This is a genomic window from Micromonospora noduli (assembly GCF_003264365.1).
Lineage (GTDB): Bacteria > Actinomycetota > Actinomycetes > Mycobacteriales > Micromonosporaceae > Micromonospora > Micromonospora noduli.
Window position 1 is genome coordinate 91,229 of record NZ_PYAK01000014.1, and the last position, 21,277, is coordinate 112,505.

The following is a 21,277-nucleotide window of genomic DNA, read 5'->3' on the forward strand; positions in this document are numbered from 1 at the left end:
CGTGACCGAAACCACCACGTTCCGTTGGTTCTCCGTCCACAGCGCCGGCAATATCAAGAAGAACTACGACCCGACGAAGAGCGACAAGCGCGGCAACTACCGCACGGCGACGATCACGATCGCCAAGAAGTAGCGCTCTTCCCTTGACCATCGCCTCGTCGGTGCGGTCCACCCCCATCGACGAGGCGATGGTCGCACAAGCCGGCCCGCGCTACGAATGCTCGGTACCCCATCAGCTGGCCGGATCGACGAGGACGCCAGGGTTGAGGATCCAAGACGGATCGACCGCGCTCTTGGCGGCCCGCAGCGCGAGCGCGACAGGGTCGGGACGCTGCCGGTCGTACCACGGCCGGTGGTCGCGGCCGACGGCGTGATGGTGGGTGATGGTGCCGCCTGCGGCGAGCAGCGCGTCGGACACGGCGTGCTTGATCTGGTCCCACTGGTCCACGGTGGCGCCCCAGCGGCCGGTGGCGTATACGCCGAAGTAGGGTGCGGGGCCGTCCGGGTAGACGTGGGTGAAGCGGCAGGTGACCACGCCTGTCGCGCCGACCGTTCGGAGCGCCTCGCCGGCCGCGGCGAGCACGGCCGCCCGCAGGGCGGAGAAGCGGTCCCAGGTGCACGCGGTCTCGAACGTCTCCACGATCATCGACCGGGCGGCGAGCGCGTCGCGTTGGTACGGCATCCGTAGGAACGCCGACCGCCAGGCCTCGGCGGCGGCGGTCCGTTGCCGTGGACCAGACGAGTCGTCGCCTCTGGGTGGCTCCGGCAGGGCTCCCCCGTGGTCGCGGCACAGCTCGACGGCGCGGTCCAGCCATGGTGTGACCGGATGGTCGGCGGACTCGAACCCCAGGACGAGAACGCCGCCAGTGGTGGCGGCGCCGGCGTTGAGCAGCGCCTCCGCCGGGTCGAGCAGCCGGCAGTTGCTCGGGTACAGCCCGGCCTGGGCGATGGCCCGGGTGGCGGCGACCGCAGTGTCGTAGTCGGTGAAGTGCACCGCGGCGTCCGCCCGCCAGCGCGGCCGCTGCTGCAGCCGCATCCACGCCTCGGTGATGACGCCGAGCGTGCCTTCCGAGCCGAGGAACAGCCGGTCCGGCGCGGGTCCGGCGCCGGAGCCGGGCAGCCGCCGCGACTGGCTGATGCCCGCCGAGGTGACCACCCGCAACGACTCCACCAGGTCGTCGATGTGAGTCAGCACGGTGGCGTAGTGACCGCTGGCGCGAGTGGCCAACCAGCCACCCAGGGTGGAGAACTCGAACGACTGCGGGAAGTGCCGCAGCGTGAGGTCGTGCCGCTGGAGCTGGTCCTCCAGCGCCGGGCCGAACACGCCGGCCTGGATGCGGGCCGCCCGGCTGGTCTCGTCCACCTCCAGCACCCGGTCGAGGCACCCCAGGTCGAGACTGACCACCGCGCGATACCGGCCGTCCAACCGGGGCTCCACGCCGCCAACCACTGACGAGCCACCGCCGTAGGGAATCACTGCGACGCCCCGGCCCGCGCACCAGTCCAGCACGTCAACGACATCCTGCTCGGTCGCCGGCCGAATCACCAGGTCCGGCGGATCGTGAACGTCCCCGTGCAGGTTGCGAACGACGTCCCGGAACGCCTTACCGTGTGTGTGCGCCGCCCGGTCGCCCGGGTCCGTCGAGCACAACCGCACGAGTGACGCCGGCGGATCGACCCGCGGCAGGCGCAGGCCGAGCTCGGCTACCGGCGGCGCGACGTGCTCGGTCAGGTCAGCATCGGGCAGCAGGGTACGCACCCGGTTGACTAACGCCGTGGCCTCCGCGCCAGTCACCGCGTCCTCGACGTTCCCCCAGCCCCACCACGAACGGTGCTTTTCGGCCACGCGGCCTCCCCGCCGTCCACGATCACCGGATCGACTCGCCGGTAACGTACTCGACAGCTGAACTCCCGTCGATGTGGCAGGGGCGCGCGCGACCCGGGGCGCCGGGTCGCCGCGTGGGTCCAGTAGTGGGGCCCGGCTCGTCGGTGTCCGGGGTGACCACCAGCTCCAGCCCGGCGCAGGGCCCACGGGCCATGACCAGCGACCGCACTGCGCTGATCAGCGCCCGGTCGACGGCGGCCAACCTGACCACTACGATCATCGATCGACGGCCCGGATCGACCCGTCACGAGCTACGGAGAGCACGAAGGAACGTTCCGTCCGGTGGACCTGGCGAGAGCGTGATCGGCGTGACGACGGTGTCCCGGACCGGTGTCAACGGGCCTCGGGCGACGCTGCGCAGCATCGGTCACGCGCCCCCGTGCTGGCCAGCGTGATCGGCAGAGGCAACGTCCGACTGGGCCGCGGCCCATGCCTGAAAGGCGAGAAGACCATGGCACACATCGATCTCGGCGTCGACGAGACCCGGTTCCCCGGCATCACCGGCCTCATGCGGTACCGCCCGGAAACGTCCAAGCCGCTCAGCGAGCTGGCCGAGGTACTGCTGCGCACCCCGCATTCGCTCCCGGCCGGCGAGCGCGAACTGATCGCCGCATACGTCTCCGGGCTCAACGAGTGCACCTTCTGCTGCGCGTCGCATTCGGCCTCCGCCGCAATGCAGCTTGAGCAGGGTATGACCCTCGTCGACCAGGTGCGCGCCGACCTCGATACCGCCCCGATCCCGGCCAAGCTACGCGCGCTGCTGCGCATCGCGGGCGCGGTACAGGTCGACGGCCGCAGCGTCACCGCCGAGATGGTCGCGAACGCTCGCGCGGAAGGCGCCACCGACCTGGAGATTCACGACAGCGTCCTGATCGCCGCCGCGTTCTGCATGTACAACCGTTACGTCGATGGCCTCGGCGCCTTCGCGCCCGATGGGCAGGAGGCCTACACCGACTCCGCACGCCGGATCGTCAAGTTCGGCTACCGCCCGACGGGCGACCCGAACCAACCGGATCACCGACTGTCTGAGCACAGACAAGCGTGATCCCCGCATCGAGTCCTGTTTCCGGTTTCGACACGTAAGCACCGCGGCCGGGCCAGTCGCTCTGCAGGAGCGTCCAGCAATTGGCCGGGAGGTCAACCAATCCGGCGCGGGGTTGCTGGTCGGGTAAAGCGCCTGGCGTGATCCGGGAATGATCGAAAGAATAGAGTCCTCTGTCCGCCGGTGAGCGTGACTCCCGAGCCTGGACTGCTCGGACCCCACTTGTCGTTATTTGATCATGCGTTGCGGATGCATCGCGAGGATCCCGGCGTGCCTCTTGTCCGTGGCGGCGAGCCGTATCCGGATGATGGACAGCACCGCGACCGCCGACCGATCGTCAGCTGCCGGCCCAGTGCTGTGAATGGCACCAGCGCTGGCTCCCGCGACCGCATTGGTCGATCCGGGAGAGCACGCCCACGATCTCCGCGTCAAGCCACCAATCTGATCCGTATCCACCCGTCAGCAGCGACGATCCCGCTGGCGGCGCCTGGAGCCCTGCCCTCAGGCGTTGCTCGCTCTGGCTCACCTGCGTAACGGCGACACCTTCACCCGCTTGGCCGCCGGGTTCGACATCGGTGTGGCCACCGCCTGGAGCTACGTCCGCGAGGCGATCACCCTGCTCGACGCAGACACCGACGACCTACAAACCGCGATAAGCGGGATCCGCCAGCTGGCGTACGCAATCCTGGGTGGCATCCTGATCCCGATCGACCGCGTCGCCGATCAGAGGCGTACTACTCCGCCGGGTGCACACAACCCTCGGCCGTGCGAACAACTAGAAAACGGTGCGGGCCGCCTGAAGGCGGCCCGCACCGTTACCGAACGCCGGGCGCGTTACGCCCGTCTGCCGGAATGCTGGCGGGTGGGAGTTCCCGGCCTACAGGTCGGCCTTCGTCACGCGGGAGGATTCGTACGTCGTGGAGGACTGGGGGAGGCCCGGCACGGTGGAGACGTCCTTGACCAGCATGCCGGTCTTGGCGTCGATGGTCAGCACCTCGCTGACCCCGCCGCCGAACACCTCGGGGCCAGCGGTGATCGTCAGCGTGGCCTTGCCGTGGGTGGTCGAGTTCTTGACGCTGACCGCGGAGATGGTGGACAGCAGACGCAACACACCGGCCCGGACCTGCGTGTTGCCGTCGCCAGCGGACAGCGCTTGGGTGCTGAACGTCCACAGGGCGTTGTCGAAGTGCCGCTGAACGGCCTGGGGGCTGTACGGCTTCGGCTCGGCGTTGCCGCCCTTCTGCTTGATGATCACCTGGGCGGCCGCCTGCTGCTTGTCCCACACCGCCTTCTGCGCTGCGGGGTCGAGGCCCACCAGCGGATCCTTGGCCGCCTTGAGCATCTGGGTCCGGCCGTCGGCCGGGCTGATGTCCGCCGCGGCGACGGCTGCCTTGAGGAGCGGAGCGTAGCCGCCGTCCGTCATCTGGTCCTGGTGACGGGCGATCGAACGCTTGATGTCCTGCACGCTGTTGCCCGTATAGATCGCGTGACCGTCGGTGTACAGCGTGTAGACGACCTGCATGGTCTTGGTGCCGTGGACCTGCGTCGCCTTCACCAGCCACGCGTCGCCCGCCGACGGGGTGACCGTCGTGATGGACCCGGCCAGGGTCATCAGCGGTGCGCGCTCGGCGGACCCGTCGACGGTGGTCGAAGCCGAGGTGGCGGCCGACGAATCCTTGCCGGCCTCCAAGCCCCCGGTCGCCGGCGAGTTGAGCACCACAGCGACGACTGCCGCCGCGGCGGCAACCCCCACCCCGGCACCGATGCCCAGTCGGCCCGCGATACCGATCCGGCGGCGGCGCTGAATCGCCGGGCTGGATTCGTGGTCCCGCGTGGTTGTCGTCGTTTCCATGGTTGAAGTCGCCTCCATAGTCGTGTCCTCCGCTGATATCGCGCCCAGCAGCCGCACGGTTCCGGGGTCGGCCATAGCCGCCCGCAGCACCGCCCGCGCCCGCTGATACGCCTCCGGGCGCAGTGGTTCTGCGCTGCCCAACGCACCGACCAGATCGAGCTCGTCTGTCATCGGTGTCTCTCCTTCGCGCTGTTGCGGTCCTTCAGAAGCGCGGATACTCCCGGCGCGTCGCGCAATGCCGTCCTGGCCTGGCTCAGCAGCCGCCGCGCGGTGCCGGCCGGTATGCCGAGTGCCCGCGCGGCGTCGGCTGCGGTCAGGTCCTCCCAGGCGACGAGCCTCAGGACCTCCCGCTCTTCGGGTTTGAGCCGCGTCAGGGCCGACCGGAGCACCGCCCGGGCGTCCACGCCGAGGTCCACCGCCGACCACGGATCCCACCCAGTAGCCACGTCCGGTACGTCCGCGACCAGGTCCTCGGCCGGCCGGGACCGCCAGTAGCGCCGCAAGCGATTCAATGCCACCCCGTACAGCCACGGCCGCGCATCGTTGTACGACCGGTCGTACAACCGCCGCGACTCGAACGCCGCAACCCAAACCTCGCCCAGGAGGTCCTCAGCCGCATCCCGCCCCGCCCGGCGAACGAGGTACAAACCGACAGCGGCCTCATGACGCTCGACCACCTCCACGAAGGCGTCGACATCGCCATCCAGCGACCGGCCTATCAAATCCGCATCCGAAGCCATGGCCCTCCTCGGCAAAGTCGGCGCTTCAACCTGTCATTGCCGATCAGGCGGGAAAGTGTTCAGGCCCCGAGGTCCGACGGCAAGCGGTCGCCCAATAGCGACCTCTGGGCAGCATGAGCGGCTGCGGCGCGGTCAGCGTTGGGCCCAAGCGTGGCGCCCAGGCCAGGGCCGAGGGTCGATGTCGGGAGGTAGAAGCAGCGTCGCGGCAGCGAGGCTGCCACCCCACATCGACAGTCTCTCCGCCGTTTCAGGGCTGGATCTGGTTCTCGACGGGGCTGCCAGAGGCGCCGAGAAATGGCGGCTCGCCCGACTTGGGCGCGACGACCGGGCCTACCGATCCGAGACCGCCCGACGAGTGGCCCTACCCCTCTGGACGGCCCTACCCGCCTGGCTCCACGCCTACAATCACCACCGGCACCAGACCGCACTCGTGTCCCACCCGTCAGCCGCGTCCCCAACCTCGCTGGGCAGAACACCTAGGGCGTGCTGACCTGAGCGACGTTTGACGCCGTTGGGTGCAGTTCAAGTCCGTTCAGGGCATCCGGCTGCTCTCAGTCGGCTCCCCCAAACCGGCTCGGGCCAGACCGGTGACCACCGACTGATCGTGAGCTGGCACCCCTAGACCTTGCTGTTACCAGCGTTGGCTTCCGCGCCCACATTGGTCGCTGGGAAGCACCGTCACGGACGCGGCGTCCTATCAGCGGCAGATCCGTGCGCGGCCGGTCGATCGGCGTCGTCTCGGTGGTCGAGCCATTGACGTACCGCTACGAGGTCGATGTCGGTTGATCCGAGATATGAATGGACGCGATGCAGTAGCGCCGGTTGGGGAGGGTTTCAAGGCTCGCTGAGCCCGCCGGGGTGCTGCCTCTTGGCCAAAGCTATCGTCCCGGCGTGAGTGACTTCTGGTCCTTGATCGAGGATTCTGCGGGGCACGCGGACCGGGCAGGGTGGATCGAGTGTCGGCTCGCGGCCCGGACGCCGGCCGAGATCGTGGAGTTCGACGTCGCCTTCACCGCGGCGCGTCGCCGGGCCGAGACGTGGACGATGTGGGCCGCCGCATATCGGATCACGTCCGGACTGTGCTCCGGCGACGGCTTCTGGTATTTCCTACCGTGGCTTGTCAGCCTCGGCCGGGACAGCTTCGACCGCCTCACCGCCGACCCCGACGCGCTCGCCGAGGTCCCGCAGGTGCGCCGGCTGGCCACTATGAGGGCGGACCAGTGGACCGACGATGACTGGCCGGAGTGGGAGGCCCTCAACTATGTCAGCCGTCAGGCGTATGACACAGCGACCGGTGAGAGCGAGGGCATCATCGACGCGTTGCGGGCACTCCACCACGACTATCCGGAAGACCCGGCGCCCACCGGGGACCGGTGGGCCTTCGACGACGAGACCGAGATGGACCGGCGCCTCCCGCGGCTCAGTGCGCTATTCCCATCCATGCGCTGAGCCTCGGACACGCAGCAGACGGGCCACTTTTGAACACCTGAAGGCAGACGGTCGACTACCTCGGGTCTCACACGCGCTCGTCGACATGAGCGGACGTCGCCCGGCTGATTACTGGGAGCACCATGACTAACATCTTCGGATCCACCGAAAGGGTCTGCCAGCAGGCATCATCATCGTGTGGAAGCCCGCCGAACGATCGTCATGGTGGATGACCTGCGTTCGTTTGTGGATGGCCGTATCGCCGAGGTGGCCCGCACCAGCGACGCCGGAGTTGAACTACTCGGTCGGTACCGGGATCGGCGCTTGGATGAACTGTGGCTGGACCATGACCTCGGCGGGGATGACACGATCTGGCCGGTCGTGGAGGTCCTGGAGCGGGCGGCCTTCGACAAACGCCCCCTTGACGTCGGTGTCATCAACGTCCACTCCGCCAACCCGGCGGGCGCCGCGAAGGTCGCCCTGGTCCTAAGACGCTGGGGGTATTACGTCCGTGTCGCGTCGGGCTCAACCGAGGTCGGCTATCTCGACGGCCAAGCAGTGAACTGACCGGCTCAAACGCGCGTGACGGTGTAGGTCAAATCGCCGGTGCTGATCCGACGGACGGTCGGGTCCAGGGTGGCGAACAGCACGTCATGGACCTGGGCGTCGGCGCGGGTCGGCCGGTTGAGCAGCGCCGATTTGCCGACGTTGGTGTAGCCGGTGATCGACATCGAGGGCACCTGGTTACGGGCGCGGCGGGTGCGGGTGCGGGTGCGCTCGCGCCGTCGGGCGAGTTCGGAGGCGTTGCGGCGTAGTCGGGTGGCGCGCTGGCGCAGGGTGCGGCGCTACGTTGCCAGCCGCATCTCACCGGGACCCCGGACACCCATGCCGGCGCCCCCGGCCGTCCGGCCGCCGCCGACGCGGGACATCGTGCGGCCCCTGCCGCGCAGACGGGGCAACCGGTAGGCAATCTGCGCCAGTTCCACCTGTACGCGACCCTCGCTGCTGCGGGCGTGCTCGGCGAAGATGTCGAGGATCAGTGCGGTGCGGTCGACCACCCGTACGCCGACGCGTTCCTCCAGGTTGCGTACCTGACCGGGGGTCAGTTCGCCGTCGGCGATCACCAGGTCGGCGTGTGCGCTTTCGGCCAGCGCGGCCAGTTCGTCGACCTTGCCGGAGCCGCCGTAGGTCGCCGGGTCGGGGTTTGGCCGCCTCTGCACCACCTCGTCGGCGACGGTCAGGCCGTCGGTGGCGGCGAGCCGGCGCAGCTCGGTCAGCGAGGTCTGCGAGCCGGGACTACTGTCGGCTGCGCCGTCGTCACGTACCACCACCAGAACCGCCGTCGGGCGCTCGCCCTGGCCACCGGTGTCCGGCCCCAGCAACCACGATCCGGCCTTAGTGCCACCTCACCTCGTCTCAGGTGCGTGTCACCTATCCCCGCCGGAAGCGACCATGCCGGCCACCCGCTCCCAGCCCGGCTGGTCGACTGCGCCGCGATCGCCGCGTCGGCCCTTGGTGGCGCCGGCACCAGTCCCCCACGCACGAGGCGTACGCCCCCCTCCCCGGCAGCGAGATGGTCTCAAGAACGGGCCCGACAACGGGCCGGCAGACAGCACCGCCGCCCTCCGCGCTCAGAGAGCGGTGCCGTCTTCGGCAGAGCCTGAGACCGTCATGACTGCCGGCATTGGAGTGCGCCACCGCCGTGGCATGAGGTTTGGGGAGTGCACGACGTCCGCATGGGTAGGACTACTGGACGACGCGTGCGAACGCGGCCCTGAGGGGAAGGAGAGCACATGGCTACCGGAGAAACCGGCTTCGACGACGTGACGTTCGACCTCATCTCCGTGCAGTACCACTCGCTCAAAGCGGGGCACGACTACGGGCAATACGTCCGCGACGCCAAGAACGCCGGCCAAGACGAGATTGCGTCGTTCTTCGAGCAGGTCATGGCGGAGGACTCCGCGCGTGCCCACAAGTGCCACGAGTTCCTGGCCCGCCTCGGCGGCACGGACAACACCAGCCCGCAGAACGGCTGAACCACCGGCGTCTCCGCAGGCTCAGATAGCGCCGAGACTGCGGAGACGCCCATTCACGCGGACCGAGTCGGACAGTACGCTGACTGATCCCCCGCACGCGCCCTGGCAACGGTTGTGCTCGTTGGGTTGCAGCACGCCTATGAGCGCCGTTCGGTGCCGTTAGACGCAGTTCAAGGCCGTTCAGGGCACTGCTCGCAACCTGCTCCCCCGAAACGGGCTGCCGGCCGATCGTGAGCTGCCGGCTCAGTGCTTTGGTTGGCACCAGCACTGGCTCCCGTAGCCGCATCGGTCGACCGGGGAGCACGCCCACGATCGCCGAGCCTTGTCAGCGGCAGATCCGGATACCCGCTAGGTGCGATGTTTCAAGACGGACGGCGGTTGATTGCTCCGCCTGGGTGACTCAGGCCGGCCCACCCGGACACATCGAACAAACGATCACCGCGAAGACCGAAGCCCAACCCTTAGATCATCCGCCCGCAGCGGCACAGCAGCTCAGACGATCAGCACCGAGTGCGACGCCAAGTTGGAGCGCTACCGCGCCGCCCTCGACGCTGGAGCCGACCCAGCGGTAGTCACCGGCGGGATCGCGCAGACCCAGGCCGAACGCGCCCGTGCGGAGGTAGACCTCCGCGCGAACACGAGCACCGCCCCGCGCATCAGAGGCTCGGATTCGTGCGCTCAGCGGCCGATGACACTCACCGACTGACAACCTGTCATCGGCTAGATCCGCACGTCCCGAGGCGCACTGATGTGCCCCTAGCTTCATCGCGCGGTTGCGCATCACCTGGCGGAGATGTGTCGCGCATCAGTTGCCGGAGCACAGCCGGCGGCCGGCCGGGATTCTGTGTGGATTGGACCGGGGGGGTAGCTGCCCGCGACCTGTCACGATGGTGCGCCTGGTGGCGACGGTGGTTCGGCTGGATGTGCTCGAGCGCGAGTGGCGTCGGAGATGGCGACACCGGCGAGGACTGCGGTGGGGGCGAGGGCGACCAGCAGCGGCGGCAGGAGGAGCATCGCCGGTGTCAGGGCAGCCATCACGACCAGGCCGATCGGCCGATCCCGGGATACGCGGGCGAAGACCGCGTACTCGAAGCCGGCACGCCCGGCGAGGAAGAGTGCGGGTCCGCCGAGGATGACGGCGATCCAGGCCGGTTGCGTATGTCCGAACGGGTGGGTGATGACGAGTTCGTCGCCGACGGCGGTGACGACGATGCCGGCCACCATGACCAGGTGGGCGTATGACGTCGATCCGGCAAGGCGGGCCGGGTCGGGGGCCGTTTTGATGGCTGCGGCCGCCAGTTCCCCGGCGCGGTAGATGTAGATCCGCCACAGCAGCACGGTGGTGGCGATCGTCACGAGGAACGCAGCGGTCCGGTCGGGCGTGAAGGCGGTGTCGCGAAGCGTCAGCCCGGTGACCAGGATCAGCTCGCCGAGCGCGATGATGTAGAACTGCCGGTAGCGCTCGGACAGGTGTTCGGCCATGGCCGGCAGATCCGACGGGGGCGTGCGGCCGATCCTCGGCGTGGGGTAGTAGAGCGCGTATGCGGCGTAGTCCAGGGCCACCGCGAGTGTCCACAGCGCCACACGCGCCGTCCCATGCGAGAGCGCACCGGCGATCCACGGCACGGCGGCCACGCCGTACCAGAACAGTATCCGCGCGGAGGTGCGTCGCGGTGCGTGGCCCCGCAGGGCGGTCACAAGGAAGATGTTGGTGCCGATGAATAGGGCGACGAATACCCCTGCGAAGACCAGGCCTTGGCTGCCGAACGCGTCGGGCAGCGCGATCGCGATCACCAGGGTGCCCACCAAATTCGCGATGACCAGCAGCTGTATCGCCGGTTGTTGCGGGTTGAACCTGTCGGTTATCCACGCCGTGTTGAACCAGACCCGCCACAGGGTCAGCAGCAGCAACAGCGTCTGGAAGGCGCCGCTCCAGGTGAGATCCTGGATCAGCGCGTGCGAGAGTTGGGTGAGCGCGAAGACAAACGCCAGGTCGTAGAACAGTTCCAGGAACGTTGCCATCTGCGGATCCTCAGGCGTGCGCATCAGCTCGCCCGCCCTGCTCGTCGTCATCGGCTCGCCCGTTCTGTCGGCTTCGTGGCAGCGTTGAAGCAGTCGTACCATGCTGCCGCGCCTCCCAGTGCCGACAAGACGATGCCCAGGGTTCTCGCAACGAGTGACGAGCTGACGCGGCGTGGCGGGTGGGCCAAGCAGTTTGGGTGAGTCTGAATCGAGCGTCATGCCCGCTCAGGGCCCCGGTAAAGTCGTCAGGTGATGCCGAGTAGGGCCAGGGGCCGGGTGCTGTCGCGGGCGTGATGTCGGTTGGCGGCGGCGATGTTGGCGATTCCGGCGGTGCGGAGGGCGCCGATGGCGGCGTTGCGTAGGGCGGCCATGACCTCCGGCCCGGTTTCGGTGCGAATCTGGCAGCGGTCTTCGTCGTAGGTGACGTCCCGCTCCCAGTGGATCTTGTTTTCGGTGGACCAGTGGCCGCGAATCCACGTGGCCCAGGATTATGTACTTGCGAACGATGTCCGCTTAAGCTACATCGGTGCCGAATTTTGGGGTGGAGGGTCCACTTCACCCGCCGACGACTGCTCACTCCGAAGGCGCCAAGACCTCTCCTGCTGGCCTTACCGCTCGGACAGATCAAGTCCTGGCTGGATGAGGAAGACATCCCCGACCGGTTGCCGTGCCTCATCGCACTTGACGGCACTTACGACTTGGAGCTGAACCGGTACTTTCTTCAGGACCACCTGATGGCCGCTTCGGAGAACACGCAGGCGGCAGTGGCCTACGACCTGGCAACTTCTGACCAGGACGCCGCACCGACTCCGACCTGCGACAACGTGAAGCCGCAGGTAGGGGTGGGTGCAGTTGAGCGCCGTTCGACGCCGTTGGACGCAGTTCAAGGCAGTTCAGGACACACGGCTGCTCCCACGCTGCTCCCCCACTCCCGGGCCCGTGGCCCTTGCGTCGCCCAGGCGCCTTGGGACTCCGCTTCGGCACGTCTTCATCGATCAGTGCGCGGCAGACGTTTAGTCAACGCGACCGGGGCGCGGAGGCGCAGAGCGAACAGCCGGCGGGCAGATCCGGACGGCGAGGTGAGTGGTGTTGCCCCGATGAGCACCGGCTTTGCCCTGGGTGCCGCCGCATCCGTTGGGCCACCTTTGGCAGGCCGGTGTGATGATGCGCGGTTTGTGTCAGTCGTGGCGTCGAGGTGCGGGCGGGTGACCGCAATTCGGGTCGTGTTTTCGGAGGGAGTCCTCGCTCTCGTTGGCGAGTCGTTGTAGCAGCCATTGGGTTGCGGCGTGTACCTCGGTGGCGGTATCGAGCGGGGTCTCGACCGGCGTACTGGTATGGGCGTCGACCTGGTGGCCGCTGCAGCCGATGGGGTCGGAGTCACAGCTGAGGGAGATTGTGGTGTGCACCTGCCATGGCGGTCCGGGGCGGTGGTAGGGCATGCTGCCCGCCGGGGCGCAGAGAACGTCCACCCAGATCTGATTCGATCCCCCTTCGCCCGCCAGTATCGTGACCAGGAACTCCGGTTCGGGTCCGAGCCGCTGATAGCGGAAGCGGTTCAGGGTGACGCCCCAGAGCTGGGCGTCGGATCGTGCACCCAGTCGCTGTCCAACCCGGAAGAGGGTCTCGTCGGCGGACTGCAGAAGCTGACGAACGCGGTCGTGTTCCGTCTGATCTGCCAGGGCGGGGAACAGCCAACCGACCTCGCCTAGCGGCAGCGGAATGTCCCGAGAGGTCACGGCTCAGTCTGTGTGGCCGAACCATGCTGCGTCCACCCGTTACCTGTGCCGCCGCCGCGCTGGTCGCGGCAGATCCGGTGTTCGGTCGAGGCCTGCCCGTCGTGCAGTGCTGGCTCCCAGGCAGACTGAAGCCCATGGAAGACACGGCGTACGCGAGGCCGCTGAGCTCGTGGAATTACGTCAACCGTGGTGGGCTTGAATGATAAGTAGCTGGTGGAACGGCTCCACTGATCAGCTGGCGGTCTGCTCGCGCAGTGGTCTGGTCGAGCTGGCGGCGGTGTTACCGGCAACGGGCAGGTTCGTCGTCGCCCGGCTCGACGGAACGAGGATGACGGACGCGGACCACACCTTCTACGAGTTCTCCGACGCGCTGCTCTTTCCCGGCTACTTCGGCTGGAACTGGAACGCGTTGTCCGACTGTCTTCGTGACCTGAACTGGTTGCCCGCGGACGGGTATCTGATCGTTGTCGAGAACGCGCCCCGGTTGCTGTCCAGCAATGCCGAGGATCGGCACACGCTGTTCCAGATCCTGTCGCAGGCCGTTCAGCACTGGGCGTTCCCGTTCGGCAAGCCAGAGTTCAAGGTGCTGCTGCTATGCGACCGCGACGACGAGGCGGCTCTGTTGCGGCGGGAGATCGCCTGCGCAGTCTCTAACACGCGGTGAGATCGCCGATACTCGCTACGCCGCCTGCCAACCGCTCATCGACATGAGCGAGCGTCGCTCGACTGATGACCGGAAGCACCAGGCTGACCTCTCCGGATTCGCCAAAGATGTCTCCAGTCTGAAGGGCCTGGTCAGGGCGTTGCCCGTGGGATCCGTGCCTCAGATGACGGAACCACGGCGTGCCCCAGCAAGCCCTCCCAACGCTTCACCTCGACCTGCAGCACACCGACGGGCGTGACGTTAGGCGACCCGAGACACCGGCCGGCGCCCGCCGCCCGGAGCAGCGACGCCTGACCACTTCGACGTCTACTGGGAGGTCAACCGCTCCGGAGCGCACCAGCGCTGCGGCTCAGCGACCTGGCCAGGACACAGCTGGGTGACCTCTTCGCTACGGTGACCACTTCGCCGAGCTGCACCCAATCTGCTTCCAACGCAAGGCCCAACCACCACACCAGGTCGTTACCGCCCTGACCTGCTCACACTCCTCCATCAGGCGAGATAGAGAACCGTTGAAGTCCGTCCAGTGGCGTTGAGCACTCCGCGGTGAAACAGGACGCCGCACCGACTCTGACCTGCGGGAACGTGGAGCCGCAGGTAGGGGTGGAGTGCGGTTGAGCGCCGTTCGATGCCGTTGGACGCAGTTCACGGCCGTTCAGGCACCCCGCTGCTCCCAACCTGCTCCCCCAACCCGGCTCGCACCGGCTCGCCGACCGCAGACCGCTCGTAAGCTGCCGGCCAGTGCTTTGGCTGGCACCAGCGCTGGCCCCCACAGCCGCATCGGTTGATCGGGAAGTACGCTCACGATCGCCGCGCATTGTCAGCAGCAGAAGAGTGCGTCGACGGCTCCACACTCTCGCGGCCGCTTGTGATCAGTGTGCAACGACGACGGTGCGTACGACGCCATCAGCAGGTCTCGGATGCTCGGTCGAAAGCCTAACCAGATCACACCCGGTAGTACTGCACGACGCAGAACTCGTTGTCCTCCGGGTCGGTCATGACGAGGACTGCGCCCTCTTGGTAGTCATGCCGTTCACCTGTCCACCGCCCGCCCAACATCCCGATCCGATCGACCGCTTCGTCAACGTCGGTAACGGCGATGTCGAGGTGTAGTCGCGTCTTGCCGGCCTTGGTCTCCGGGACCGGCTGGAATGTCAGCACCGGGCCGCCCCCGGCGACAGTGACGCGCCGCCAGCCGGGAAGAGACTCCGTCACGCGTCCTCCAAGCACCACGGACCAGAAGTCAGCCAGTCGCTGCGGATCCCGGCAGTCGACCGTGACTCCGGCAAGTCGGCCCAGTGTCTCCACGACACCGACCATAGCGACGATGCGCAGCCCGCTCCACTGGGGCGCACTCATCTCGGCTATGAGCGGACGTCGCCGCTGGCCGAGTTGCTGGCGACACAGGCGGACGAGCCGGTACCCCCGGCGGTTCCGGTGCAACTCAACTGGACGGCGTGACCGGGGACCGCATGCCGAGCCACTGGTCGGCGTCCCAGGAATGGAACCTTTCTACCTCGGTAACCCCCAGCTTCGCCACAAGGCGCATCGAGCCGACGTTAGCGGTCTGGGTGGCGAGCACCACCGGCTCACCGGGAAGGACATGGTCAAGCCAGCCGAGTGCCGCCGCGCACGCCTCGACGGCCTACCCGAGTCCCCACGCCCGCGGCAGAAACAGGTAACCGAGATCGACCTTCCCCATAGCAGCCGGGCGGTGCCTGGCCGGTCTCCTGAGCAGGATCTGGCCGATCATCATTCCGTCGAGGTCGACGACGAAACGTCCCGGCCACTGCTCGGGCACCTCGGGCAGTTCGCCCTCAAGCACGTCGCTCGGGCGCGGACCGCCGAGATAGGTATGCACCTCTGGCGAGGCAAGCAGCTCGATGAACGCCGCACGGTCCCGGGCCTCGGTCTCACGAAGCACGAGCCTCTCAGTCCTGATCGGCTCAGGCGGCCAAGCCACAGATCCAAGATCTTGTATCCGCGCACGCTAGCAGAACGTCCAACGCCCCAACTCGATCAAAGCTCCGAGGCCGCAACGTTCGGACCAGATCGACGTCTGCGGCCACGCCCAGCTGCCCTACCCGTGCCCCCGGAGACCGCACCATGAACTCCCACATCAACGATGACCCTGCCATCCCCGACCCCGAAGAACGCGCCGCACGTAATACCGCTCTCTTCAGAGACAACATCGAGACCGGCTTCTGGGATGACGACGGCCGTCCCGCACCCTGGCCCGACGACATCGACGAGTGGCAACAACCCGCCACCACCAACCCGTGGCACTCCTGCCCGGAGACCAGGTCAATTCCATGAGCCGAACCCGGGCCAATTAGATGAGCGCCCACACCGCCCTGCCCCGGCTGTGTGCTGAGGGTGCCACCGTGATCTGGACCAGGGCGCGGCGGGACTCGGACCTGACGCCAGCAGTACGGGAGTGGCTTCGGGATGCCGGCTTCGTGGAGCAGGCATTCCACGCTCCGGACGACGTTCGATTCTCTGTCGGCGTGCACCGGTTCGAAACTTCGCCGCAGCCCTTGGATACTGCGGGAAGCCTCTTCACGTTCCTGCACTGACACCAGCTGGCCTGCCAGCCAACGTGCCCGGTTGAGTTGAAGCGGAACTTGGAGCCGCTACGCCGCCACCAGCGGGAGTGGTCCTCGGCACCTGCTCACGGGGCGTCTCAGGCTGCCATTGTTGGTCGCTGGCCGGCGACGTTTGACAGTGTCTTGTGCCCCCTGTGTGCCCCACGCTGCCAGGATCGGCCAGACGTACCTCAGCCTCGCCCGGCACTGCTTGGCGGTGTCGCCGAAGTACGGGGTGTTCCGGCCGGGCACCCCGCCTTGGCTACTTCGGTGGCTACTCAGCCCGCTGGGAGTCGTCTGATGAATGAGCAGCCGGGCCAACGCCAGCGTCGATGAGGTGATTTCATTTGATCATGATGCAGCCCCTACGCCGTGCCGCCTACCGGCTCTACGCGCACCGCCTCCGCACGCAGCTCGGCGGTAAGTCGCTGCCACGGCACGTAGCCATGGTCATGGACGGGAACCGCCGGTGGGCCAGGCAGGCGGGCTTCAATGACCCTGGAGTCGGCCACCGGTACGGCGCAGAGCACATCCACGAGGTACTGGCCTGGTGCGCCGATATGGGCATTCATCACGTCACTCTGTTCGTCGCCTCTGTCGATAACATGCGTAAGCGGGCATCCGAAGAGGTCGAGAACCTGATGCGGATGATCGAGGAGGTCGTCGCGGAGCCGCTTCTCCGTCCGTCCAACCCCTGGCAGCTCCATTTGGCCGGCCGCGCCGACGTCCTACCCGACTCGACACGACACGCACTGAAACTCGCGGAAGACGCCACACGTGAACGCGGTGCCGACTTCCACCTCACGGTCGCCATCGGCTACGACGGCCGCGAGGAGATCGTCAGCGCAGTCCGTTCTCTCCTCGAACAGGAAGCACAGGCGGGCGCCACACTGGAAGACGTCGCGCAGCGGCTAACCGCCGACGATCTCGCGGCGCACCTGTACACCGGCGGTCAGCCCGACCCTGATCTCGTCATCCGTACCAGCGGAGAACGCCGCATGTCCGGGTTCCTGCTCTGGCAGGCCGCCTACTCCGAGCTGTACTTCTGCGACGTGTACTGGCCAGGCTTCCGAAAAATTGACTTCCTCCGCGCCCTGCGCTCCTACTCGGCCCGCAGCCGACGATTCGGAGCGTGACCAGCTCCACATAGCCAGCGATGACCGGCTCGACGCTGTCCACAATTCGCGGCGGCGCAGGCTGCGCAGTTTCGTCGGTCATGTGCCCCGTAGTGATCGACTCATCCGCCCACGGCAGTCGCCCCACCACAGCGTCGAGCGAGATCCGGGCCATGATCGCCGTTAGGTCAGCGAGGGGCCGCGTCACCGCCGGGACCGCACCAATGGGACGGCCGCAACTTCCAGCGAAAATCATCGCTGAAGAGTTTATCTAGGCGAGAAGCTGCGGCAGCCGCGCCTACCATGACCTCACATACGGCTGGAGCTGACCGAAGTGATCCCGCGCCTCAGGTAAGCCCCACCTGGTGGCTCAGGATGGCGAGGAGCAGACCGGCGAGGACTCCGATGACGAGCATCCAACGCTCACGGCGGATGCTCTGCCGCCTCTCGGCATCAGCTCGCTCGGTGGTCTCCTGGTCTCGTTTCAACATTACGTCGGTGCTGCTGAGCGTCGTTTCGGTCAGCCGCACAAGACGATCCAGGGTGATTCTGAGGCCCAGGGGCACCCCTTCGGAACGCGCTGCGTCGTCGGTCTCTCGCAGGCTCTTCAGGATGCTGCCGAGCTCTGCTCGCTGGCGCTTCAGCTCCGTCGTCTCCCGGTGGAGGTGGTCCCGTTCCGACAGGTGGGGGTCGAGGTTCTCCCGCTCGACCAGGGCGTCAACGGCGGCCCGGAAGGCTCTGCGTCGCGTCGAACGGGCCCAAAACAATACGCCGAAGGACGCAAGCCAACCCACGCCCCACAGCAGCGTAGGCAGGTCGCCGTCCTCGACGGGGAGATACGAATAGTGGTCCGGGAGGATCGTCGTAGCCGTGCTAATCACCCAGCCGTGGAAGGCCACGGACGCGATACTGACCGGCACTGTCGCCAGCACGGCCAGGCGGATCAGCGGCCTGCCGGGATTGCCGCCCTCCTTCCACCACCATGGGTGGGTCGGAACGTCCCCGACGCTCAACGCGTCATGTATCCGTACCTGCCCCAGGAGACTTCTGTCCTCACGAACGGAGTGCTCCCGTCCGAGATAGGCGTAGGGCAAGGCCCAGTAAACAACCACCGCCAGCACGCCGGTCACTACCGACGCGGCACGTCCGGAGAGAGTCAGACGCGCCAGCAACAGCAGAATCAGCGAGCAGAGTTCGGCCAGGAACGCCACAGCGAGAGGGTCGGTCCAGGAGTCCACGATGACCCGTCCCCGCTCGTCGCGTCGGGTCCTCGATCGGGAGCGGTGATCGTCCGGTGACCACATACCAGACAGCATGTAACACCCGGTCGACCCTCGAGAGAGGTGGCTCTGGCCGAGTTCGGGGGACATGTGCGGGTTGTCCGAGCCGCGCCCGCCGAGGTTGGGCACGCGCAGACCGCTCGGGACAGTCGGCCCGTCCGTCACAGGAGCGACACCGCACGCACGTGCGCCCCCGGGTGCAACGTCAGACCGATGAACTTCTACGGCCCGGCACCAGGTTCCCACTCGGGTGAGGAGTACGTGTACTTAGGGAGAGCTGGGTACGCGCGCCCATCCATCGGTTGCCAGCGATGTAGAGGATGGTTCGTATGCGAAGGACACTGATGGTGATGACGGCCGTGATCCTGGGGCTGGTGTCGGCGAGCGGGCCGGCGGCGGCGCAGCAGCGGCCACGGGGGATCCCTGACCGGGTCATGTTGCAACCGGACGATCTCGGCGGGACCGTGCCGGGGCCGGTGGAGGACGGGCTGGTGTGGTCGCTGCTACCCCAGCCGTGCGCGGACACGCCGGTGCCGCAGCCGGTCGTGAACCGCACGCAGGCAGCCGATCTCGGTACCCGATTTCGGATCTACGAGAACGTCGCCCGGTACCGCGGCGATGGGGCACACACGTACATCACCGAGCTGAAGGCGCAACTCGCCCGGTGCGGGGCGGGCGGCGACGAGGAGGGCTTCGACCCGGTCGCCGAGGACCACCTCGGGCCGGACACGGTGCTGTTCCTCGGCACCTACGACGAGGGCGACCACTACGTCGGTTATGTCGCCGCCGCGGTCGGCCACTACGTGGTGGTGGTCATGATGTCGGACTCGTACCTGGGGGCGGCCGACCTGACCACATTGAACGGGCTGGCCAGCGCCGCGATGAGCCGAGCGGCGGCGTGACGCGGGGAGGCCGGCCATCTTGAGAGGGCCGGCCTGCTCGGCCAGGGGCAGCGTGACTGGGCAATGAGGGTGCCCAGACTCGCGAAGCTGCTGTGTGGCATCGCCCCATAGGTCGGTGAGGCCAGTCGATGGGTGACCGCAGGACTGAGTCGCCGGCTTGGTTCGGCGCCACGCCGGCTCCGGCATCCTGTCATCGACTACACGCGGACGCCGCCCAACCGCCTCGATGGGGTGCCAGCGCTGACGTCTTCGGGTTCGCCAAAGAGGTCTCCAGCCTGAAGGTCCTGGTCAGGGCACTGCCCGTGGGATCGGTGTCTCGAATGACGGAACTACGGCGGACTCCAGCAAGCTCACCCGCAACGCCAAAGCTCCAGCGAGCTGTTTGAGGCGACCGCCGCAGGTTCACCCACCACGACGGTCACCGCCAACCCCGATGGCCTGGTCGAATTGACCCAGAGCGCCGTGCCGACTCGCAAACGTATCGACGGCCAGTGGAAGGACCTTGGTCAGCCCTTAACGGAGGGCCGAGGCGCTAACGGATGGTGAAGGTCAGCGGGTTCGAGATGCCGAGGCCGCCGTGGGAATCGTGGACCCGCACGGTGAAGGTGGACGACGTGCCGGCCGACAGGGCCGTCTGGAACTGGTAGCGCTGTCCGCTGTTGGTCGGCGTAACGGCCAGCCGGGTTGCGCCGAGGTAAAGCTCCACCCGGGTGACGAGGTCCCCGGGATCGGTGTCGGCGACGTCGGCGACCAGCGTGACGGTCGTCGGTTCGAGGAAGTAGGTCTGCCCGCCGGGGGTGCTCAGCGCCGCCGCCGGCGGGTGGTTGGTGCCGGTGGACGCCGGCGTCACCACCGTGACCAGCAGCGGCGGCGCAGCGCCAGGCAGCGACTGGTCGGTGCCGGCCGAGACGTACAGCACGAAGGTGGTGCTGGTGCCGGGCTCGCCGATCGGTGGTGTCCACAGCGCTTCGTACCGGTCACCGGTCGTCCTCACCCCCCGGGCCGCCGTGACGCCGTCCACCCGGAACGACACCGAGGTGATGCTGTGTCCGCCTCCCACGGTCGCGGTCGCCGCCAGCGGGACGGTTCCCGGCGTGGTGTACACCGCGCCGGCGGTCGGGCTGAGCCAGGTGACGATCGCCGGGTAGTCAGCGACCGGCGGTGTGGTCGTCCGGGTCGGCGTCACGCTGGGCAGGACGCCGCCGGTGCACGTGACGCCGTTGAGCGTGAACGACGCCGGTATGGGGTTGCTGCCCGACCAGGCGCCAACGAAACCGATGTTCGCGGAGCCATTGGTGCCCAGGGTCGCGTTCCAGCCCAGATTGGTCGCGCTGACCTGCTGGCCCGCCTGGGCCCAGGTGGCGCTCCAGGTTTGCGTGAGCCGCTGGTCGACTGCAGGGAACGCGAACCGCAGCGTCCACCCGTTGACTAGGTCACCCAAGTTGGTGACCGCGATGTCGGCGTGGAAGCCACCGGTCCACTGGCTGGTGACGACGTAGTTCACCCGACACCCGGCCGCCGCGTTCGCCGCACTGGCGTGTGAGATCGCGGCCATCATCGCGATCATGGCAACAGCGATGGCGGCCACAGCAGTCAGCGACTTCCGCATGGCACACCTCGCCGTAAATAGTTAGACGTCTATGAATATGTCGACTGTCCTGCTGCTCCGCCTTCCTGTCAAGGCACGCACGGCAGTCCTGCCGCCGGCAGGACAACGGACAGCCCACCCATGGCTGATCGGTAGCGGCCACAGCGCCGAGCAGGCAGAAGAGTGGATAGCGCAGCTTCCCGCCTGGACCGCGACTGACCGCCAGGTCCTGGACGACTTCGCGTCAAAGAACGCAACGAAGTGGGCGGCCAAGTCCCCGCAGAAAACCGAGCGCCGGGTACGCGACTTCGCAACGTGGACGGCGAGTGGGCAGATCACCAGACCGACGGCCATCAGTCAGCCCCGAGCCACAGCGCGGGGCACCCTCGTGATGTGGGCGCCGGT

22 protein-coding genes and 1 pseudogene are annotated in these 21,277 nt (G+C 67.5%); 10 read left to right on the plus strand and 13 right to left on the minus strand.

Features of this window, described 5'->3' with window-relative positions; translation table 11 throughout:
* Window position 1: 1 nt before the first annotated feature.
* On the plus strand, window positions 2-133 hold the full coding sequence (locus GUI43_RS34905; protein WP_258397758.1) for a hypothetical protein: 132 nt from the start codon (window positions 2-4) through the stop codon (window positions 131-133).
* A gap of 99 nt (window positions 134-232) precedes the next feature.
* Here GUI43_RS34905 and GUI43_RS13910 read toward each other — a convergent pair whose 3' ends face one another.
* The gene (locus GUI43_RS13910) at window positions 233-1,846 is read right to left on the minus strand and encodes an FAD-binding oxidoreductase (RefSeq protein WP_112698963.1); all 1,614 of its coding nucleotides are present in this window, start codon (window positions 1,844-1,846) and stop codon (window positions 233-235) included.
* A gap of 22 nt (window positions 1,847-1,868) precedes the next feature.
* Window positions 1,869-2,105 carry a hypothetical protein gene (locus GUI43_RS13915; protein ID WP_112698964.1) on the minus strand — a complete coding sequence of 79 codons (237 nt, stop codon included), beginning with the start codon at window positions 2,103-2,105 and terminating at the stop codon, window positions 1,869-1,871.
* Window positions 2,106-2,336: 231 nt separating this feature from the next.
* Here GUI43_RS13915 and GUI43_RS13920 point away from each other — a divergent pair, with 231 nt between their 5' ends.
* Window positions 2,337-2,930: a carboxymuconolactone decarboxylase family protein gene (locus GUI43_RS13920; protein WP_112698983.1), complete on the plus strand. Its 594-nt coding sequence runs from the start codon at window positions 2,337-2,339 to the stop codon at window positions 2,928-2,930.
* A 454-nt stretch (window positions 2,931-3,384) separates the two neighbouring features.
* Window positions 3,385-3,657, plus strand: a pseudogene (locus GUI43_RS13925) (helix-turn-helix domain-containing protein); the annotation flags it as partial.
* A 147-nt stretch (window positions 3,658-3,804) separates the two neighbouring features.
* Here GUI43_RS13925 and GUI43_RS13930 read toward each other — a convergent pair.
* Together GUI43_RS13930 and GUI43_RS13935 are read right to left on the minus strand one after the other, a co-directional pair.
* Window positions 3,805-4,950, minus strand: a complete 1,146-nt coding sequence (locus GUI43_RS13930; protein WP_146765904.1) for a hypothetical protein — start codon at window positions 4,948-4,950, stop codon at window positions 3,805-3,807.
* On the minus strand, window positions 4,947-5,519 hold the full coding sequence (locus GUI43_RS13935) for an RNA polymerase sigma factor (RefSeq protein ID WP_112583064.1): 573 nt from the start codon (window positions 5,517-5,519) through the stop codon (window positions 4,947-4,949). Before GUI43_RS13935 ends, GUI43_RS13930 begins: the two co-directional genes overlap by 4 nt.
* An 891-nt stretch (window positions 5,520-6,410) precedes the next feature.
* Between GUI43_RS13935 and GUI43_RS13945 the strand changes: the two genes are divergently transcribed.
* Together GUI43_RS13945 and GUI43_RS13950 are read left to right on the plus strand one after the other, a co-directional pair.
* Window positions 6,411-6,968: a DUF4240 domain-containing protein gene (locus tag GUI43_RS13945; RefSeq protein ID WP_170158727.1), complete on the plus strand. Its 558-nt coding sequence runs from the start codon at window positions 6,411-6,413 to the stop codon at window positions 6,966-6,968.
* Window positions 6,969-7,169: 201 nt separating this feature from the next.
* Window positions 7,170-7,514 (plus strand): cyclic-phosphate processing receiver domain-containing protein, encoded by a 345-nt coding sequence (locus GUI43_RS13950; protein WP_373861041.1) that lies wholly within the window; start codon window positions 7,170-7,172, stop codon window positions 7,512-7,514.
* A gap of 5 nt (window positions 7,515-7,519) precedes the next feature.
* Here the strand turns inward: GUI43_RS13950 and GUI43_RS34240 are convergent, their stop codons facing one another.
* Complete coding sequence (locus tag GUI43_RS34240) at window positions 7,520-7,678, minus strand: GTPase (RefSeq protein WP_211326686.1); 159 nt, start codon at window positions 7,676-7,678, stop codon at window positions 7,520-7,522.
* Between the two features lie 114 nt (window positions 7,679-7,792).
* On the minus strand, window positions 7,793-8,329 hold the full coding sequence (locus GUI43_RS13955) for an HflX-like GTP-binding protein (protein ID WP_211326687.1): 537 nt from the start codon (window positions 8,327-8,329) through the stop codon (window positions 7,793-7,795).
* 411 nt (window positions 8,330-8,740) lie between these two features.
* Between GUI43_RS13955 and GUI43_RS13960 the strand changes: the two genes are divergently transcribed.
* Window positions 8,741-8,983, plus strand: a complete 243-nt coding sequence (locus tag GUI43_RS13960; RefSeq protein ID WP_112583061.1) for an acyl carrier protein — start codon at window positions 8,741-8,743, stop codon at window positions 8,981-8,983.
* 882 nt (window positions 8,984-9,865) lie between these two features.
* On the opposite strand, the gene GUI43_RS13965 is transcribed toward GUI43_RS13960, so the two are convergent.
* The 3 genes from GUI43_RS13965 to GUI43_RS13975 form a co-directional block, all read right to left on the minus strand.
* The gene (locus GUI43_RS13965) at window positions 9,866-11,224 is read right to left on the minus strand and encodes a low temperature requirement protein A (protein ID WP_225855018.1); all 1,359 of its coding nucleotides are present in this window, start codon (window positions 11,222-11,224) and stop codon (window positions 9,866-9,868) included.
* 26 nt (window positions 11,225-11,250) lie between these two features.
* Window positions 11,251-11,376, minus strand: coding sequence for a hypothetical protein (locus GUI43_RS34910; RefSeq protein WP_258398233.1), 126 nt, complete (start codon window positions 11,374-11,376; stop codon window positions 11,251-11,253).
* An 807-nt stretch (window positions 11,377-12,183) separates the two neighbouring features.
* The gene (locus GUI43_RS13975; RefSeq protein WP_112698969.1) at window positions 12,184-12,741 is read right to left on the minus strand and encodes a hypothetical protein; all 558 of its coding nucleotides are present in this window, start codon (window positions 12,739-12,741) and stop codon (window positions 12,184-12,186) included.
* 199 nt (window positions 12,742-12,940) lie between these two features.
* On the opposite strand from GUI43_RS13975, the gene GUI43_RS13980 reads away from it, so the two are divergent.
* The gene (locus GUI43_RS13980) at window positions 12,941-13,405 is read left to right on the plus strand and encodes a barstar family protein (protein ID WP_112583056.1); all 465 of its coding nucleotides are present in this window, start codon (window positions 12,941-12,943) and stop codon (window positions 13,403-13,405) included.
* 942 nt (window positions 13,406-14,347) lie between these two features.
* On the opposite strand, the gene GUI43_RS13985 is transcribed toward GUI43_RS13980, so the two are convergent.
* Complete coding sequence (locus tag GUI43_RS13985) at window positions 14,348-14,710, minus strand: VOC family protein (protein ID WP_225855020.1); 363 nt, start codon at window positions 14,708-14,710, stop codon at window positions 14,348-14,350.
* A 337-nt stretch (window positions 14,711-15,047) separates the two neighbouring features.
* A complete protein-coding gene (locus tag GUI43_RS34245) occupies window positions 15,048-15,326 on the minus strand; it encodes a GNAT family N-acetyltransferase (protein ID WP_211326688.1) in 279 nt (92 codons plus the stop codon).
* Between the two features lie 182 nt (window positions 15,327-15,508).
* On the opposite strand from GUI43_RS34245, the gene GUI43_RS33480 reads away from it, so the two are divergent.
* Window positions 15,509-15,718: a hypothetical protein gene (locus GUI43_RS33480; RefSeq protein WP_146754545.1), complete on the plus strand. Its 210-nt coding sequence runs from the start codon at window positions 15,509-15,511 to the stop codon at window positions 15,716-15,718.
* Between the two features lie 622 nt (window positions 15,719-16,340).
* Complete coding sequence (gene uppS / locus GUI43_RS14000) at window positions 16,341-17,123, plus strand: polyprenyl diphosphate synthase (RefSeq protein WP_309251444.1); 783 nt, start codon at window positions 16,341-16,343, stop codon at window positions 17,121-17,123.
* A 326-nt stretch (window positions 17,124-17,449) separates the two neighbouring features.
* Here the strand turns inward: uppS and GUI43_RS14005 are convergent, their stop codons facing one another.
* Window positions 17,450-18,313, minus strand: a complete 864-nt coding sequence (locus GUI43_RS14005; RefSeq protein ID WP_146754546.1) for a hypothetical protein — start codon at window positions 18,311-18,313, stop codon at window positions 17,450-17,452.
* A 398-nt stretch (window positions 18,314-18,711) separates the two neighbouring features.
* Here GUI43_RS14005 and GUI43_RS14010 point away from each other — a divergent pair, with 398 nt between their 5' ends.
* Window positions 18,712-19,284: a hypothetical protein gene (locus GUI43_RS14010; protein ID WP_146754547.1), complete on the plus strand. Its 573-nt coding sequence runs from the start codon at window positions 18,712-18,714 to the stop codon at window positions 19,282-19,284.
* Window positions 19,285-19,816: 532 nt separating this feature from the next.
* Here the strand turns inward: GUI43_RS14010 and GUI43_RS33850 are convergent.
* Window positions 19,817-20,893: a cellulose-binding domain-containing protein gene (locus GUI43_RS33850; RefSeq protein WP_167457738.1), complete on the minus strand. Its 1,077-nt coding sequence runs from the start codon at window positions 20,891-20,893 to the stop codon at window positions 19,817-19,819.
* Between the last annotated feature and the right edge of the window lie 384 nt (window positions 20,894-21,277).